We start from the raw sequence: 16715 nt of genomic DNA, 5'->3' as shown, positions 1-16715 counted from the left end.
TGCGATCTTCAGTTGCCGGGACGAGCGAGCTGCCGAGTTTCTGCCGCGGCACAGAATCCGCCGTCGACGTCGAGAAGAACCCCGTTTACGTACCTGGCGAGGTCGCTTGCAAGAAAGACGATGACATCGGCTTGATCCTCCGGTGTTGCCGATCGACCTGCCACGCTGGACATCTGGTCGAGAACGCCCGCGGCGCTGACCTTCTCGAAATCTGCAGACATCGCCGTTGTCGTGTTGCCCGGACAAATTGCATTGATCCGTATTCCCGCGGCAGCGACCTGCGGCGCGCGGTTCAAGGTGTAGAGGTTCACTGCCATCTTCGATGCGACATAGGGATCGCCCAGATCCGGATGAGCGTCGATCCAGTCCAGCGCTTCGTCCATGCCCTCCGTCGCGAGGAGCGGCGAGAGTGCATCACGGAACTTACGCCATTGTCGGCCGGCGATCGAGCTTACGTTCACGACAGACGACCCCGCTGGCATCGTGGGGATCAACGATTCGGTCAGATGGCGCAGCCCTGCAATGTTGCACGCCAAAACATCCCGGTATGGAAATGTCTGGGGCATTCCTGCGCAGTTGATCAATGTGTCGGTCGGCTCGTCCAGCGACCCCACGACGTCGTCGATCGAGGCACGACTTCGAAGATCGACTTGCCGGTACTCAACCGTCGACGACGTCGGGGGCTTGACGTCGAGAACGGTCACCGCTGCACCGAGTCCGACCAACGCCTCCGCAGCGGCCGCTCCCATGCCGGAGGCGCCGCCGGTGACGACCGCGCGACGTCCGTCGAATCTTGCTTTGACGCTCCACATATTTCAGATCCCTTCCACAAAGATGGGTGACAAACGACAGTATGTGTCGTATGTTAGCAAGAACACACCCCGTTGGGAACGGTCTTAGAAAAGAAGGGAAATCGCTATGCGGGTCCACGACTTCTTGACGTACTGGTCGATCAACACGCCGGATCGAGTCTGCGTCGAGGACGGTTCCACGTCGTTCACCTACCGCGAAGTCGAGCAGCGCTCTACTCGATTCGCCGCAGCACTGGCCGGGCTCGGACTGCGCTCCGGCGATCGAATCGCGTTGCTGTCCAAGAACGCCGCCGAGTGGGCGACGCTGTACTACGGCGCGTTCAAGGCCGGCGTGGTTCCGGTACCGCTCAACTTCCGGCTCCACCCGCGGGAGTGGAGCTACCAGCTGCAGGACTCCGGGGCGCGCGCGATCTTCGTCGGGCCGGAGTTCGTCGGCGGAATCGACTCCATTCGAGACGAGGTCCCGATTGAGCGGTTCGTCTCGATCATCGGGCAGCCCGATCGATGGCTGTCGTTGCAGACGCTGCTCGACGGGGCCGGCGACCGAACGGTCGCGGCAGCGGTGGACGAGGACGACGATCTCTACCAGATGTACACCAGTGGCACCACGGGACGGCCGAAAGGCGCGGTCATCACCCACAAGGCGGCACTGGCGAACCTGACCCAGATCAGAACATTTCTTCCGCTGTACCAGGGAGAGGGCACGCTTCTGGTGGCACCGCTGTTCCACGCTGCCGCGGCCGTGTCGCTGTACTGGTACATCGCGTGTGGAGCCACGGTTCACGTCCAGCCTGACTTCGATCCGGAGAAATGCCTGCGGCTGCTCGCCGACGGAAGCATCGCCTCCGCCACCTTCGTCCCCGCAATGGTGCAGATCATCGTCGGGTTGCCGAGTGCCGAGCAGCACACCTATCCGCAGCTGCGGAACATCATCTACGGCGCCTCGCCGATCGGTGAGAAGACGCTACGTAAGGCCCTCGATGTCTTCGACTGCGACTTCATCCAGGGCTACGGACAGACCGAATGCTGCTCGACGTTGACCTTCCTCGGCCCCGACGAGCATCGTCGCGCGCTGGCCGGCGAGGACCGGCTTCTCCTCTCGTGCGGGCGGCCCGTGGTTGGAACGGACGTTCGAATCACCGATTCCTTGGGCATCGACCTCCCGCAGGGGCAGGTGGGAGAGATTCTGGCCCGCGGCCCGCAGGTCATGCGCGGCTACTGGAATCTCCCCGACGCGACCGAGGCGACTCTGGCCGATGGCTGGCTCCACACCGGGGACGCCGGCTACCAGGACGAGGAAGGCTATCTCTACATCTCCGACCGCGTGAAGGACCTCATCGTCTCCGGCGCGGAGAACATCTATCCACGAGAGATCGAGGAAGTGATCGCAAAACTGCCCCAGGTGATCGATGTCGCCGTGATCGGCGTACCGCACGAGAAATGGGGCGAGACCGTCAAAGCCATCGTCGTGCAGAGCGGCGAGGCCCAGCTCGTGGCCGACGATGTAATCGACTACTGCCGAACACAATTGGCGAGCTTCAAGGTGCCACGCTCGGTGGACTTCATCGATGCGTTGCCGCGCAACGCCACCGGCAAGGTCCTCAAGACCACATTGCGAGAGCCGTTCTGGCAGGACCACACCCGCCGCGTGGGCGGATGACCTAGGGGGATCGACCTCCGTTGCACCCCGGTGTCGAGCTCCTGGGGTGCAACGGAATACCAACGGAGCCAGCGCCTGTCGCCACGCGCCCGAGCCACCGGAAGCCAAACCAACAGAAAAGTTCTAGTTCAAGACCCACCCGCGGTGGTCGGAGCCACCGCGTCGACACGAGATGTGCGGAGTGATCATCATGCGACCGACAACACCAGGGCTCGCCTGTGGAATCGTTGCAGCGGTACTAGCCACTGGGGCGGCAGGCAGTGGCTGGCCCACCGATCCGCACATCCACAGTGTAGCAAGCGATTCGGCATCCAGCGATGTGACTGGCACTGCAGTCCAAAGCATCGCAGAACGAGGCGGTCGAGTCGGCCTCGTTCACACCAGACGCGAGTTTCCCCACCTTCGCGCCGTCACACCGGGGCTTCGATCCGACCCCGCTGCGATCGCCCGTCCGACCGCGGGGCTCCCCGACAACGGTCTGTCCGCCAACACACTGGGCATTCCGGAGATCGCGTTGGCCGCTTACCGCAACGCGGAACTGGCCATGGCGGCAACGACTCCCGGCTGCGGTGTGACCTGGCATCTGCTGGCGGGCATCGGACGAATAGAATCCGGGCACGCCAATGGCGGCAGCACCGACAGCGCCGGAACGACTATCACACCGATCCTCGGCCCAGCACTCGACGGCACGTTACCTGGCAACGAGATCATCGCGGCAGGCGACAATGCGTTTGTGCGCGCTGTCGGGCCGATGCAGTTCCTGCCCAGCACCTGGACCCACTACGCCGCCGACGGCAACGGCGATGGGATCGCGGACCCGAACAACGTCTTCGATGCCGCACTCGGTGCGGCGCAATACCTCTGCTCGGGAAACCTTGACTTGCGAGACGCAGCGGCCGAACTGCGCGCGGTGCTGCGGTACAACAACTCGATGTCCTACGCCTCTGACGTGCTGAGCTGGTCGGCAACCTATGCGGGCGGTGTGCACCAGTCCGGTCCTGCCACTCTTCCGGGGTTCACACCCGAGGTCGCCGACGTGGCTCCGACTCAACCGGTACCGACGGAGACGACGAGCGAGCCGGTGCAACCAACCGCACCCTCCACGATCGAACCGCTGACTCCGTCTCCCGAACCACCGACGATCACGATTCCCGGACTGCCGCCCATTCCGTGCGGGATCTTCTGTCCGCCACCTGTTTCAGCGCCGTGACGCCGATCGACGGCCGCTGGTGCGGGTCGGTATCCCACGATTCACGTCGATGCTCACGGACGGCGCGCGGTGAACGACACGTCGCGGCGCGGCATCCCCCGTCCCGCCACCCACAGGAATCGCCGGAAAGAGCTGTGTTCTCGGTGCCGGGGGTCGCATTGATCGAGGCGCCCGGTAGCCGGAGCTGATCCTCCGATCGATCGGGTGGCGGCGCATCTGTCGCAGTTCAAGCCAGAACAAGCCCACAAAGAACACTATTCCGGCGACAAAGTAGACCGGGACGACCGCGACGACCAACCACAGGCCGTTCACAGTCGCCGAACCTTTCTGAGCGTCCGAAACCGCCACCGCCCTCGTTCGGACATGTGTTGCACTGTCGAGCATTCGGCCGTCATCGACCGGTGTATACACCTGGGCGGCGCTCCTGGAACGCGGTCATTGCTTCGCGGGAGTCCGCAGTCGAGGTTGCGACCGCTTGATGGGATGCGATGAGATCTAGAGCGGTGCGCAGGTCTTGTCGCTCACCGAGGCGCACGGCACGCTTGATGAGCTGTACCGCGACCGGAGGCTGGCCTGCGAGCAGTGCCGCGAAATCGGTGATTCGCTGTTCGAGCGCGTCATCGGGGCACACTTCGCTGACCAGTCCCATTGCCAGCGCATCCTGCGCGCCGACGAACTCTCCGGTCCACAGCAGACGCAGCGCGGTGGCGGTGCCTACCACCCGGGGCAGGAAGAAGCATCCGCCGTCACCGGGTACGAGGCCGACGCGAATGTAGCCCTCCGAGAATCGGGCAGACGCTGCTGCGATTCGAATGTCGGCCATCAGTGCCATGTCCATGCCGGCGCCGACCGCGACTCCGTTGACGGCGGCGAGATAGGGCTTGGACAGCGCTTCGGCGGCGTAGGCGACTTGGTGCACCTTCTTTGTCAGCAGCTCCCTCTCCGCGAGAGGCGTGCGTTCCCGGTCGGCGAGCTTGGACAGGTCGACGCCGGCGCAGAAGGCATCACCGGTCCCTGTGAGGACGACAACCCGGACCTCCGGATCGGCTTCCGCCGATCGGAGCGCCTCCGCCCACTGATCGACCATGTCCAGGGTGAAGGCGTTCTTACGCTCCGGGCGATTGAGCCTGATGGTCGCGACGTGGTCGCTGACGTGATATTCGAAGTCAGCCATCGGATTTCCCGTTCGCCGCTGATTTCCCGTTCGTCGCTGATGTCTCGGTGGTCGTGCTGCGGAACTGCTCCATCGCGATCTTGAAATCCTCGCTGGCGATATTGATCGCCTGCGCCCGAGCCTCGTTTTCCAGTGCCTGTTCGAGCGTGAGCGACAGCCCCTCGTCGAGCAGCCGTTTTGTCTGGGCAAGGGCCAAGCGCGACTTCGCGGTGAGCCGTGCAGCCAGGTCGTCGACGGTGGAGGTCAGGCTTTCCGGTGCCACGATGTAGGTCACCAGCCCCAGGTCCTGCGCCTCGGCGGCCGGGATCATGTCCCCGAGCAGACACAGTGCCTTGGCTCGGTGGAGACCGACGAGTCTGGGCAACAGCCAGCTGCCGCCGCCGTCCACCGACAGGGCACGCTTGATGAAGATCTCGGAGAAGCGTGCGCGGTCGGTTGCAACCACGAAGTCGCAGGCGAGGGCGATGTTCATTCCGATACCGATCGCGAGTCCGTCCACACGAGCGATCGTCGGAATGCGCAGGGCGTGGATCGACAGGACGATGTCGTTGAACCACTGCATCCGCTCGAGTTGGGTGCGGTGGCGTCGACTGTCCTCGCCGCCACCGAGGTCGGCACCGGCAGAGAAGTTGCCGCCCGCCCCGGTGAGGACCAGAACTCGGATGTCGTCGTCCTCGGCGACCGCATGGACTGCCTCCTGCAGCTGCACCCATGCGGCCGTATCGATCGCGTTCTTTCGTTCCGGACGATTCAGGACGATCGTGGCCACCGGTCCCGAACGGCAGAGTTGCACGCTTTCGACTCCGCTCGCCGTTGTCGGGGTGCTGGTCACAGGCGTTCGATCAGAGTCGCATTGGCCATACCGCCTGCTTCGCACATCGACTGCAGTCCGTATCGGCCCCCGGTGTCCTCGAGCATATGAAGCATCGTGGTCATCAATCGCGCGCCGGACGCTCCCAACGGGTGGCCCAGAGCTATCGCGCCGCCGGCGGGGTTGAGCTTGGCTGGATCGGCGTCGAAATCTGCCTGCCACGCCAGTGGGACCGGGGCGAACGCCTCGTTGATCTCGTAGTGGTCGATGTCGCCCACACCGAGGCCTGCCTTGTCGAGCAACTTCCTCGTCGCCGGGATCGGGCCGGTCAGCATGAGGACCGGGTTGTCGGCGACCACGGCGAAGGAGTGGAACCTGGCCCGCGGACGCAGGCCGAGACGCTCGGCACGGTCGGCGCTCATCACAAGCATCGCGCTCGCTCCGTCGGTGATCTGCGAAGAGTTCCCGGCGGTCACCGACCAGGAGATCTCAGGAAACCGCTCGGCGAACGACGCCTTCTCAAACGCGGGCTTCAGCGTCGCCAGTTTCTCGACGGTAGTCGTCGGTCGAATGGTCTCGTCGACATCGACGACGCGCGACTGCCCGTTCTCGTCGGTCACGGTGATCGGCACGATCTCTCGGGCGAAGCCACCCGCGGCCGCTCGTGCTGCTGCCCTGGCGTGTGATTGGACTGCGTAGGCGTCCTGCTGATCACGCGACAGTTTCCACCGCGCGGCAATCAGCTCCGCGGATATTCCTTGCGGGACCAGCCCGGGCGCGTACCGCGCGGCGACCGACGGCCCATGCGGGTTCATCCCGATGGTGCTCGACCCCATGGGAATTCGGCTCATCGATTCGATACCGGCGACCACCGCGATGTCATAGGCACCCGACATGATTCCCTGCGCCGCGAAGTGGGCGGCCTGCTGGCTGGAACCGCATTTTCGTTCCACGGTCACCGCGGGCACGTGCTCGGGCAATCCTGCTGCAAGCCAAGCCATTCGGCCGATGTTTCCGGCTTGTTCGCCGACTTGGCTGACACACCCGGTGAGCACATCGTCGACCTCGCCCGGATCGATGTCGTTCCTCGTGAAGAGGTGGCCGAGTGTTTGGGCCAAGAGTTCGACTGCGTGCAGACCCGACAGCGCTCCTCCGGGCTTGCCCTTCGTCAAGGGCGATCGGACCGCGTCGACGATGACTGCGTCAACCATGAAATGTCTCCTTCGTATCGAATTTTCAGGGACCACCGGGCAGTTGGGGGCGACCTGTGCGTTCCCGGACGTACTGCGCGGATGGTGTGTGTTCTTCGTCCGAGTGGTGATACCTGGCTGTGGCGGACCCGGCAGGCAGCTATCGACCAGCTGGTGACAGATTACACGTTTTGTCGCCTCAAGCCAAGGCGCTGCGTACCCGTCCGATGAGTTGGCAGAGATGTCGGGTCGGGTGGCGTGCCTACGTCGTCGTAGCTCTACAACACCCAGCCATACTCAGACGTAAGCCGCCGTCGCATGCACCCCCGGACAATCGACACCGTGCGCAGGGTTCGACTTCTGCGGAAGTTGTGCGCCCCAGCCGGGGGTCTATGCGTCCTGGGGCGACCGAACGATTCCCGCGACGATGTAGTGCTCGACGTAGTCGTCGAGCTCTTGTTCGTTCTTGGCGAGAACGTCCGGGTGCGTGACCAGCCAGAATTGCTGATAGGTGATCCACCGTACGATCGAGGCTCGGTCCCGGCCGGGCTGAAGAAGGCCAGCCTCGTCATATTTGTCGAGTATCGGCGCCCAGACTTGCCCCAGGGTTTCCAGGACGGCATCGACACCGAAGATCAGTTCCGCCATCCGTGGACCGACGGACGGGTCGAGAACCGGATCGACGAGAGCGAACGACATTCCGACGTTCAGCTGGTCGAGGAACAGCTCGGCGAAACGTTGCGCGGTGGGCTTGCGCCGCAGATACTTGCTCATCAGCGGTGCATGCTTGGCCCGTAGCTCCTGCACGATCAGCTCGGCGATCAGCTCGTCCTTGTTCCGAAAATGCTTGTAGACGGTTTGTCGCGCGATACCGGTGGTCCGTGCGATGTCTTCCATCGTGACCTTGGCGAGAGTGAACCGAGGAATCAACTCGGTGGCGGCGGCGATGATCCGCTCCCGTGTCTCGGTGGCTTGGGCGGGCGCGCTCGTCTTGGCCATCGGTCTACCTCTCACCCCGGTCGAACGCCCCATGCCGGAGTGCTGTCGCGAAAGTGCTGCGCAGCGCGGCGGAGACGGTCGATTCGCGTCTTCTGGTGACAAGTATCGTCTCCTTGTCACCTGCGTGACCCATTCAACCATGCAGCGAGTTCCCGCGCGCGCAACCCGAGGTCCGCGATCAGGTGTCGCGACGAGACAAGGGTGTTATCGGACGGCCCGGCTGCTTCGCAGGTCGGCGACCGCCGCGGGGTCGAGTCCCAACTCGGACAGGATCTCGTCGGTGTGATCGCCGGCGTGGGGTGCGGGGCGTTGGATCGCTCCCGGGGTCCGGCTCAGCCGTGGAGCGGGTGCGGGCTGCATGACCCCGGCGTGCTCTGTGTAAGTCCCGCGTTCCCTGAGGTGTGGATGTCGGGCGGCCTCGTCCCAGTCCAGCACCGGCGCAAGACAGGCGTTGGATTCCGCTGCGAGGGCGGCCCATTCGTCGCGGGTCCGCGTGCGGAACAGGGCGGCCCATCGCTGTTTGGCGTCCGGCCAACCATCCCGGTTCATCCGCTCCGCCAGGCTCGGCGCGTCGTCGAACCGTGTCAGCCGGACCAACTCGGCGTAGAACTGCGGTTCGATGGCGCCGACGGCGACGTATTTGCCGTCGGCGCACTCGTAGACTTCGTAGAACGGCGCGCCGGTGTCGAGCAGGTTCTCCCCCGGCGGAGCGCTCCACATCCCCCTGTTCCTGAGACCGTGAACAGCGGTGGCGAGCACGCTAGCACCGTCGATCATTGCAGCATCGACAATCTGGCCCTGTCCCGACAGTCGTGCCTCCAGCGCGGCCGACACGATGCCGAACGCGAGCATCAGACCACCGCCACCGAAGTCGCCGACCAGGTTCATCGGCGGGACCGGTGGTTGCCCGACGCGACGAATTGCATGCAGGGTGCCGCTCAGCGCGATGTAGTTGATGTCGTGACCGGCGTAGTCGGCCATCGGGCCTGACTGTCCCCATCCGGTCATTCGCCCGTAGACGAGTCGCGGATTGCGGGTCAAGCATTCTTGTGGGCCGATGCCGAGTCGCTCGGTGACGCCGGGGCGGAAGCCCTCGATCAGGATGTCAGATTTCTCGACCAACGCCATGACTGTGTCTCGCCCGTTCGCGGACTTCAAATCGACCGCGATGGAACGGCGGCCTCGCAACAGGACGTCGGGGTGGGGTTGGTCGACGAAACGCTGCTCGGGGACCGTGTCGGTTCGGTCCACGCGGATGACCTCGGCGCCCATGTCGGCCAACAACATCGCTGCGAACGGGGCCGGGCCGATCCCGGCCAATTCGACCACCCGCAGCGACGTGAGCGGGCCGGACGGCGTGGCAACGCCACGAGGATAAGTCATTCTGGGGTGCCCCTAGTCCTGAAAATGGTTCCAGCTGAAGGGAACCCGTTGATCATCATGCGGCTTGACGGCGACTGCCCGAGGCGTGTGGTTCGACGTCCCCCTATCAGCGGTACACGACCGTAGACATCGCGTCAATAGACAGCTATTGTCGTTTGTCATCCACGTGCAACGTTCGACCGATCAACGACGAGAGGTGGTCAGCGTGACCGACCGCATTGACGCGCAGGGTTTGGAAACCTTCCGCATCCGAGCCAGGCGCTGGCTCGAAGAAACCGCACCCGCCCATGGGTGGCTGCGCGAACCGGGAGCGGCGCGCCGCCGGATCGCCGAGGGCGACGACGACACAGTGGCCCGCAACCGGGAATGTCAGGGATTGCTGTTCGACGCCGGCTTTGCCGGACTGAGCTGGCCTACCGAGTACGGCGGGCAGGGCCTGGGCCTGCGTGAGCAGATCGCGTTCAACGAGGAAGCACGGGTCTTCGACCTGCCGCTGGTCGCCTTCATCATCGGCCTCGGCATGTGCGGTCCCACCATTCTCGCGGCCGGCACGGACGAACAGAAGCGCCGCTACATCGAACCAATGCTGCGGGGCGAGGAGATCTGGTGTCAGCTCTTCAGCGAGCCCGGCGCCGGGTCCGATGTCGCGGGCCTGCGCACTCGCGCGATACGCGACGGTGACGAGTGGGTGCTCAATGGTCAGAAGGTGTGGACGTCGGGCGCCCACCATTCCGAGTTCGGAATTGTTCTTGCTCGCACCGACCGCGACGTACCCAAGCACAAGGGCCTGACGATGTTCATCATCGATCTGCGCACCCCCGGTGTGACGATGCGCCCGATCCGTCAGATCGACGGCGGTGAACACTTCAACGAAGTGTTCTTCGACGACGTCCGGATCCCGCACGACAACATCCTGGGCGGGGAAGGAAAAGGCTGGCAGACCGCCACCACCACCCTGATGAACGAACGAGTCTCACTGGGTGCGGTTCGGACGCTCGACGACGTGCACTCCTCGGCCGCACTGACCGAACTTGCCAGGCAGCGGGGTCTGCTCGCCGACGAATCGGTCCGCAGCGACTTGGTCGACCTGTGGATGAAGGAGACCATCGTGGGACTGCTCGCCGAGCGCGTCACCGCCGGCATCATGCGCGGCCAGTCTCCCGGCCCTGAAGGATCGATCACCAAACTGGTCCGGACCGAGTACTCGACCGCCTCGGCCGAACTCGGCTTCCATCTCGCCGGCCCGGAAGCAGCGGCGTGGCCCTCCGGCTCCGACAACGGTGACACCTGGGCCAACACCCTGCTGTTCGTGCCCTCACTCACCGTCGCGGGAGGTACCGACGAGATTCTCAAGAACATCATCGGTGAACGAGTACTCGGCCTGGACAAGGAGCCCCAGGTCGACCGCGACGTACCCTTCCGTGAATTGGCAGGAAAGTAGTCATGACAATCGTGTTCAACGAAGAGCAGCTCGCCTTGCGCGACGCTGTCCGCAAGTTTGTCGGCGACCACTTCTCGAGCGAACGAAACCGCGCGACAGTGGATTTTGCAGACGGTCACGACGTGACCGCGTGGAAGCTGATGGCCCAGCAGCTCGGCCTGCAGGGTTTGACGATTCCCGACGAGCTCGGCGGCAGCGACGCATCGGTGATCGAGTTGGCTATCGCGCTCGAAGAGATGGGCCGCGCGGTGACTTGCTCACCGTTCCTGAGTACGGTTCTGGCGACCGAAGTCCTTCGTGCGTGTGGTGACGACGAGGTGCTCGGCGACCTGCTCCCTGGCATCGCCGAGGGCACCACGATCGCGACACTCGCCCTCTCGGTCGGTGAAGGATCCGGGCGCGGCCTCACCGCCACCACGAACTCCGGCGGCACCCAGCTGGACGGGGTGCTGAACTTCGTGCCCGACGGTCAGATCGCCGACCTCGTCCTCGTTCCCGCGTCCGAGGTGGGCGGGAACAGTCTGTTCGCGGTCGAGACGTCGACCGCGGTGACCCGCACGCCACTCGTCACCCTCGACCACACACGCAAGCAGGCGCAACTCTCCTTCGATACCGCCGTCGGCCGGCGGATCACCCCGGAGCACGGCGAGGGCGGTGAGCGCTTGGCACGCGCGCTCGACGTCGTCCGGACGCTGATCGCGGCCGAACAGTTGGGTGGTGCCCAGCAGTGCCTGACTATGAGTGTCGAGTACGCGAAGACCCGGTCCCAGTTCGGTCGGCGCATCGGCAGCTTCCAGGCGGTCAAACACCGGTGTGCCGATATGCTCGTCGCGGTCGAGTCGGCTCGCTCCGCTGTCCTGTACGCGGTCGAAGCGGCTGCGCAAGGCTCGGACGCGTTGCGGCTTGCTGCGCCGCTGGCGCTGACCACCGTCACCGATGCCTACCAGTACTGCGCTCGACAGAACATCCAGCTCCACGGTGGCATCGGCTGTACGTGGGAACACGATGCGCATCTGCACTATCGCCGCGCGCATGCCGCGACGGCGTTGATCGGTGACGGTCGGCATCACCGGGCTCTGCTGGCGACCCGGCTCGGTATGTGAGCGATGGTCACCACTCCCCGACACACCTGGCCTTCTCCCCTGCCGCGCTCGCTGGCCTATCCAGCGGTACCGGCGGGCCTGCTCCTGCGCGGAGCTGCTCGTCGCTACACCAATCGAATCGCACTGCGGCACGGAGACACTCAGCTCAGCTACATCGAACTGTGGCGCCGAGCATGTGCGTTCGGACATGCGTTGCAGCAACGCGGAGTCGGGGCCGGCGACACCGTCGCCTTGCACATGCCCAACTGCGCCGAGTTCGCCGTCGCCTACTACGGGACGTTGCTCGCCGGGGCGACCTTCTCTCCCACCAACCCGCTGCTCCCCACCGAGCAGCTGCGCACCCAACTCGACGACTGCGCAGCGAAAGTGGTCGTCACCCACGAGCTCGGCGCCGACACGCTCGCGTCATTGGGCGATGCGGCCGCGCAGCGTGTGGTGGTGCATGTCGGCGCCGACCCGCGTGCCCACGCGATACCGTTCCCCGACTTCCAGGGTGACCCAGTCGACGCGCCACCGATCGTGGCCCTCGACCTCGACACGGCGCTGGCCCACATCTCCTACACCGGCGGTACCACCGGCCGGTCCAAAGGTGTTCGACTCCGCCACGCCAACGTGGTCGCCAATGTGTTGCAGTTCGCCTGCTGGAACCACGGCGCAGTACCCGTCGTCGACGATGCCGGTGACGTCGTACTCGACCAGATCGGCGGCGCGGAGGATTGGCCGATCCGACTGGGGACCGGGGTGGTGATCAATCTGACACCGTGGTTTCACGCGATGGGCTGTGTCGGCTCGCTGACCGTCCCACTGCTGGCCGGTGTGACGATCGTCCTGCACGATCGATTCCGTGCGGACACCTATCTCGCCGACGCCGACCGCCACCGGGTCACCTCCATCAGCGGCGCCCCGGCGCTGTTCGCAGCGTTGCTAGAGTCCCCGGAACTGCACCGACGCGACCTGTCCTCGGTCTGGTCGTTGAGTTCGGGAGCCGGGCCGTTACCCCCGCAGCACATCGAGGCGCTCACGCGCCGCTTTCCCCACGCCACACTGTGTGAGGGGTACGGTCTTACCGAAGCAACGATGGGCGTCACACTCAACCCGACCGCACGCTCGAGCGTGCGCAAACCCGGCACAGTCGGGCTCCCCTGCTTCGACACCGAGATCAAACTTGTCGATCCGGACACCGGAACACTTTGTGCGCCTGGGCAACCAGGTGAGGTCTGGGTCCGTGGACCGCAAGTGATGGCCGGTTATCACAAACGGGACGACGAGACTCGAGAGACGCTGCGCGAGGGCTGGCTGCGCACAGGTGACATCGGCACTGTGGATCCCGAGGGCTATCTGGCCATCGTCGATCGCGTGAAAGACATGCTGATCTACAAGGGTTACAACGTCTATCCTCGCGAACTGGAGGAACTGCTCCTGGCGCAGAGCGGGGTCCGGGCTGCCGCGGTCATCGGTCGTCCCGACGCCACGGTCGGTGAGGTGCCGGTTGCTCTCGTCGTTCCGGCAGGTCCTGCACTCGACACCGAGACCGTGCTACGCGAAGTCAATGCTCAACTTTTGCCGTACAAACGCCTCCGCGAAATCCATCTGATCGACCACATTCCCGTTTCTGCGGCGGGGAAAATCCTCAAACGCGAACTCAGACAACATCTTCTGACGTTGTAGCCCGATCCCGAGGACGACCCGCCCTGTCGGCTCGGATGTACACGGTCGCATGCACATCCGAGCCGACAGTGTCGGGGGAAAGTCGACCATCCGAGGAACGCGAGGACTGGTCTGTCGCTGTGCCCCGATCAGTCGAGTCGCGAGGCCGACAGGCGGCGGTGGACGCGGCTTCGTTCGGTGTTCGCGACGGTGCACTCGGTGCAGCGACAGCCGGCCTCATAGGAAATCGAGCTCCCGTGGACTCCCAGCAAGCGACCCTGAGCCCGGACTCGTGCGATGTAGAGCCGATGCTGCAATCGGTTGGCTTCACGGCACGCCGAGCACCGGCACGCCAAGTTGAGGTAGGCGTTGATGGTGCCGTGGCGAGGGTCGGCCGGGTCCAATTCATCTGATGACGTGGCGCGCCGTGCCCTACCGGTCACGGGTTGTCGGTGCCGTGAAGTGGCCCCGGGTCTGCGGGTCGGTCCGTTGGGTTCGTCGGCGCGGGCGGTGCCAGTACCGACAGGTGTGTCCGCGCCCGCAGATCGCACAGAATGTCGGCCACCCGGGCGGGAGCCTGTTGCTGGGGAGTGTGCCCGACCCCCCGAAGCGGGATGTAGCGGGCATCGGGAATGGCTGTGAGCAGGATCTTCGCTCCGGAGTTCAACGCCATCCGGTCGCGGGTGCCCCAGACGAGGGTCACCGGAGCCGTGATCCGCGACAAGTTGTAGGGGTCGACTGCCTCGGTCGCGAGACCGTCGGCGAGAGTCCGGAGCCGTTTGTGGTTGGTCGCCCGCAGTACATGCGACAGATAGGTCGGAATGGCCGACGGCGCCATCTTCGCCGCGAATGCGGTGGCAAGGTAGGGCGGCAGCTGCAGAATGCGGGGAGTGATCCGCATGATCGCGTTCGAGACCGGTTGCAGCGAGAACCGCAGCCAGATCGGGTGTGCGAAGGCTGCAGGACCGATAGGGACCACCGCGCCGAGTGATCCTTGCCGTTCGGCGACGAGCAGTGCCACCGTTCCGCCCAGCGAGTTGCCCACGACGATGGTGCCGGGCCCGAGATCGTCGGCGGCCGCAGCGGCGCAATCCACCAGCTGTTCCAGACCCGGCCGGTCGGACGATACTGAGTCCGCGTGGCCGTGGCTGGGCATGTCGATCGCGACCGCCGCTCGCCCGCGCCGCGCCAGCTCCAGCAGCAGAAGACGCCAGGCATCGGCCGAATCGGTGTATCCGTGCAGAAGCAGGAACGGTGGTCCGGTCCCGTCGACGACCAGACACCGCGTCGAGTACCCGGCGTAGGTGCGGCGTTCCCGCCGGATTCTGGCCCGCATGTCACATCTCCATGGCTTCGGCGAGTCCGATCGCTGCCACGGCGCCGCGCGTCGATTCGACGAAGTGGGCCAAGACCAACAGGTCGTGGGTATCTCCGCTGTCGTCGCGGACGTGGCCGCGCAGCAGCGCCTCGGGTTCGAATGCAAGAGTGACGAACATGCTTGTCGTCGCCTCGTCCTCCGCGGCGACCTGCACCACCAACTTGTCCAGATCGAGTTCGAGCCCCGCGATCAGCGCCCGACGGGCCAGCGCTCGGCCGATCCCGCGCCGCCGGAAACCTTGTGCGACAACGATACGGATCTCCCCTACGTGCCGGCCCCATTCGACGCCGGGCTCGAGCACCAACAACCCGGCCACTTCGCCTTCCACCAACGCGACGTGGTACGCGCCGGTGGTTCGGGCGAGCCAGGAATCGACCACGCCGTTGGCCAGCACGTCGTCGCGGAAGTAGGTGCGATCCCCAGCCGAACTCTGCGCGAGAAAGAGGCGCAGACCGTCGACGTGTGCTGGCTCCAGACGAGTGATACTCACCGTGTTCATCGTGTCTCCATTTGCTTTTCGATCCATTCGGTGATGGCGGGCAAGCACTTCTTCTGCGCGCTGCGGCCGAGGAAGACGCCGACGTGCCCGGCCGGCAACACCAGCTCGGTGCTGTCTTCGCTACCCACCATGTCCGCCACGCCCTCGGTTGCCGCGCGCGGGACGAGATGGTCGCGCTCGGCGATGATCCCGAGAAACGGCACACATATGTCACGCAACGTGACCTCGCGCCCGCCGAGCACGACCCGGCCGTTGGCGATCTCGTCGGACTGGATCATTCGAGCCAGCTCGATCACCAGACCCCCCGCGAGCGGAATATGGTCGGTGCCCCATCGCGTCATGATCTGGTACCCGGCCACGAATTCGTCGTTCCACAGGTGCTGCCACAGGTCGGCGTACCCGGTGATCTCCACCGAGGGCTGCATCATCCGAAACGAGTCACGGACCGCGTCCGACGGCACGTTCCCGGTGTGATCGAGCAGTGATTGCGGCGAGACTCTGCCGCCGTGCAACATCTTCCCGATCACGCCCATGTGGCGAAAATTGACCGGAGTGGCCATGACCGCGAGCGCGCGGATCGGGTCGCCGACGTTGGCCGCCGCATAGAGCAGACTGAGCAGTCCACCCAGGCAGTAGCCCAGTATGACCACTTCGTCGTCGTCGGACGCATCGACTGTCGCACGGACGATCTCCGGAATGAACTGGCCGCAGTAGGTGCCGAAGTCGTAGTGCGCGGCGCGTTCGTCGGGTGTGCCCCAGTCGACGAGATAGACATCGAAGCCGCGGTCGAGCATGTACTCGACGAAACTGTTGCCCGGACTGAGATCGAACACATAGCTCCTGGTGACCAGGCTGTGCACGATCAGCAGCGGGGTGCGATGGGTGCGGCGATCGCTGCGGTAACGCCACAGCTGGATGTCACCGAACGACCAGATCGTGTCCTTGGGCGACGTGCCGGACGGTGGACCGCTTCCCGCGATCACCTTCAGTGCGTTCTTCGCCCGCAGTCGCGACCTGTTGACGTCATGTTTGATGGAGCGCAGTAGATCTTCCGGCAGCGCGGCAATCTCGACCATCGCCCATCACTCGTTTCGCAACCGGGAGAGATCGGCACTTAGCTGACGAACTTCGGTGTGCAGCCGCCCGATCTCGGCGAGGATTCGGGTCACGTCACTGCCCGCCGGCAGATTGAAGCGGTGCAGAATCTCGCGCGATGTGCTCTCTGCAAGCTTGTGCAGCTCGCGACGAGTCTGCGTGACGCGCCCCAACGCCGCATGAAAGTCGTCGCTCTCGAACAGTTCCTCGAGCCAGGGCGTAGCCGTGCGCTCGGCACTGTCGAATGCTTTGCGCCACAACGGACGCCTGTCCTGTATGGAAATCACCTTTTCGGCCATGGCTCATCCTATGT

15 protein-coding genes are annotated in these 16715 nt (G+C 64.7%); 5 read left to right on the top strand and 10 right to left on the bottom strand.

The genetic code is table 11. The annotated features are described in order from the left end of the window. Positions 1–8: 8 nt before the first annotated feature. Positions 9–812: a coniferyl-alcohol dehydrogenase gene (locus FGL95_RS16990; protein ID WP_169588904.1), complete on the bottom strand. Its 804-nt coding sequence runs from the start codon at positions 810–812 to the stop codon at positions 9–11. A 106-nt stretch (positions 813–918) separates the two neighbouring features. Here FGL95_RS16990 and FGL95_RS16985 point away from each other — a divergent pair, with 106 nt between their 5' ends. Together FGL95_RS16985 and FGL95_RS16980 are read left to right on the top strand one after the other, a co-directional pair. Beyond that, positions 919–2472, top strand: a complete 1554-nt coding sequence (locus tag FGL95_RS16985; protein WP_169588902.1) for a long-chain-fatty-acid--CoA ligase — start codon at positions 919–921, stop codon at positions 2470–2472. Between the two features lie 190 nt (positions 2473–2662). Next, complete coding sequence (locus FGL95_RS16980) at positions 2663–3682, top strand: lytic transglycosylase domain-containing protein (RefSeq protein WP_169588900.1); 1020 nt, start codon at positions 2663–2665, stop codon at positions 3680–3682. Between the two features lie 391 nt (positions 3683–4073). Here FGL95_RS16980 and FGL95_RS16975 read toward each other — a convergent pair whose 3' ends face one another. The 5 genes from FGL95_RS16975 to FGL95_RS16955 form a co-directional block, all read right to left on the bottom strand. Continuing rightward, on the bottom strand, positions 4074–4856 hold the full coding sequence (locus FGL95_RS16975; RefSeq protein ID WP_169588898.1) for an enoyl-CoA hydratase/isomerase family protein: 783 nt from the start codon (positions 4854–4856) through the stop codon (positions 4074–4076). Continuing rightward, complete coding sequence (locus FGL95_RS16970; protein ID WP_169588896.1) at positions 4849–5688, bottom strand: enoyl-CoA hydratase-related protein; 840 nt, start codon at positions 5686–5688, stop codon at positions 4849–4851. Before FGL95_RS16970 ends, FGL95_RS16975 begins: the two co-directional genes overlap by 8 nt. Then, positions 5685–6878 carry a thiolase family protein gene (locus tag FGL95_RS16965; RefSeq protein ID WP_169588894.1) on the bottom strand — a complete coding sequence of 398 codons (1194 nt, stop codon included), beginning with the start codon at positions 6876–6878 and terminating at the stop codon, positions 5685–5687. Before FGL95_RS16965 ends, FGL95_RS16970 begins: the two co-directional genes overlap by 4 nt. A 369-nt stretch (positions 6879–7247) precedes the next feature. Beyond that, a complete protein-coding gene (locus FGL95_RS16960) occupies positions 7248–7856 on the bottom strand; it encodes a TetR/AcrR family transcriptional regulator (protein WP_169588892.1) in 609 nt (202 codons plus the stop codon). 204 nt (positions 7857–8060) lie between these two features. Beyond that, positions 8061–9239 (bottom strand): CaiB/BaiF CoA transferase family protein, encoded by a 1179-nt coding sequence (locus tag FGL95_RS16955; protein WP_169588890.1) that lies wholly within the window; start codon positions 9237–9239, stop codon positions 8061–8063. 205 nt (positions 9240–9444) lie between these two features. Here FGL95_RS16955 and FGL95_RS16950 point away from each other — a divergent pair, with 205 nt between their 5' ends. The 3 genes from FGL95_RS16950 to FGL95_RS16940 are packed head-to-tail and all read left to right on the top strand — an operon-like array spanning position 9445 to position 13451. Then, positions 9445–10680, top strand: coding sequence for an acyl-CoA dehydrogenase family protein (locus FGL95_RS16950; protein WP_169588888.1), 1236 nt, complete (start codon positions 9445–9447; stop codon positions 10678–10680). 2 nt (positions 10681–10682) lie between these two features. Then, complete coding sequence (locus FGL95_RS16945; protein WP_169588885.1) at positions 10683–11783, top strand: acyl-CoA dehydrogenase family protein; 1101 nt, start codon at positions 10683–10685, stop codon at positions 11781–11783. Between the two features lie 3 nt (positions 11784–11786). Then, the gene (locus FGL95_RS16940; RefSeq protein ID WP_169588883.1) at positions 11787–13451 is read left to right on the top strand and encodes a class I adenylate-forming enzyme family protein; all 1665 of its coding nucleotides are present in this window, start codon (positions 11787–11789) and stop codon (positions 13449–13451) included. Between the two features lie 418 nt (positions 13452–13869). On the opposite strand, the gene FGL95_RS16935 is transcribed toward FGL95_RS16940, so the two are convergent. Genes FGL95_RS16935 through FGL95_RS16920 form a run of 4 tightly spaced genes read right to left on the bottom strand, consistent with a single transcriptional unit; the run spans position 13870 to position 16701 of the window. Continuing rightward, a complete protein-coding gene (locus tag FGL95_RS16935) occupies positions 13870–14766 on the bottom strand; it encodes an alpha/beta fold hydrolase (protein WP_169588882.1) in 897 nt (298 codons plus the stop codon). Between the two features lies 1 nt (position 14767). Beyond that, entirely contained in the window at positions 14768–15307 is a 540-nt protein-coding gene (locus FGL95_RS16930) for a GNAT family N-acetyltransferase (RefSeq protein WP_169588880.1), read from the bottom strand. Further along, entirely contained in the window at positions 15304–16383 is a 1080-nt protein-coding gene (locus FGL95_RS16925) for an alpha/beta fold hydrolase (protein ID WP_169588879.1), read from the bottom strand. The genes FGL95_RS16930 and FGL95_RS16925 overlap by 4 nt, the downstream gene beginning before the upstream one ends. Before the next feature lie 6 nt (positions 16384–16389). Then, positions 16390–16701 (bottom strand): hypothetical protein, encoded by a 312-nt coding sequence (locus FGL95_RS16920; protein ID WP_169588877.1) that lies wholly within the window; start codon positions 16699–16701, stop codon positions 16390–16392. Between the last annotated feature and the right edge of the window lie 14 nt (positions 16702–16715).

Source organism: Antrihabitans stalactiti, from assembly GCF_012932915.1.
GTDB classification, from domain to species: Bacteria; Actinomycetota; Actinomycetes; order Mycobacteriales; family Mycobacteriaceae; genus Antrihabitans; species Antrihabitans stalactiti.
This window is presented reverse-complemented; position numbering and strand designations above follow the sequence as displayed.

Excerpts from the sequence above, each read along its gene's own strand:
- FGL95_RS16930 (WP_169588880.1), bottom strand. The coding sequence starts at position 15,307 with ATGAACACGGTGAGTATCACTCGTCTGGAGCCAGCACACGTCGACGGT.
- FGL95_RS16935 (WP_169588882.1), bottom strand. The coding sequence starts at position 14,766 with ATGCGGGCCAGAATCCGGCGGGAACGCCGCACCTACGCCGGGTACTCG.
- FGL95_RS16975 (WP_169588898.1), bottom strand. The coding sequence starts at position 4,856 with ATGGCTGACTTCGAATATCACGTCAGCGACCACGTCGCGACCATCAGG.
- FGL95_RS16925 (WP_169588879.1), bottom strand. The coding sequence starts at position 16,383 with ATGGTCGAGATTGCCGCGCTGCCGGAAGATCTACTGCGCTCCATCAAA.
- FGL95_RS16980 (WP_169588900.1), top strand. The coding sequence starts at position 2,663 with ATGCGACCGACAACACCAGGGCTCGCCTGTGGAATCGTTGCAGCGGTA.
- FGL95_RS16920 (WP_169588877.1), bottom strand. The coding sequence starts at position 16,701 with ATGGCCGAAAAGGTGATTTCCATACAGGACAGGCGTCCGTTGTGGCGC.
- FGL95_RS16965 (WP_169588894.1), bottom strand. The coding sequence starts at position 6,878 with ATGGTTGACGCAGTCATCGTCGACGCGGTCCGATCGCCCTTGACGAAG.
- FGL95_RS16955 (WP_169588890.1), bottom strand. The coding sequence starts at position 9,239 with ATGACTTATCCTCGTGGCGTTGCCACGCCGTCCGGCCCGCTCACGTCG.
- FGL95_RS16960 (WP_169588892.1), bottom strand. The coding sequence starts at position 7,856 with ATGGCCAAGACGAGCGCGCCCGCCCAAGCCACCGAGACACGGGAGCGG.
- FGL95_RS16940 (WP_169588883.1), top strand. The coding sequence starts at position 11,787 with ATGGTCACCACTCCCCGACACACCTGGCCTTCTCCCCTGCCGCGCTCG.
- FGL95_RS16990 (WP_169588904.1), bottom strand. The coding sequence starts at position 812 with ATGTGGAGCGTCAAAGCAAGATTCGACGGACGTCGCGCGGTCGTCACC.
- FGL95_RS16985 (WP_169588902.1), top strand. The coding sequence starts at position 919 with ATGCGGGTCCACGACTTCTTGACGTACTGGTCGATCAACACGCCGGAT.
- FGL95_RS16945 (WP_169588885.1), top strand. The coding sequence starts at position 10,683 with ATGACAATCGTGTTCAACGAAGAGCAGCTCGCCTTGCGCGACGCTGTC.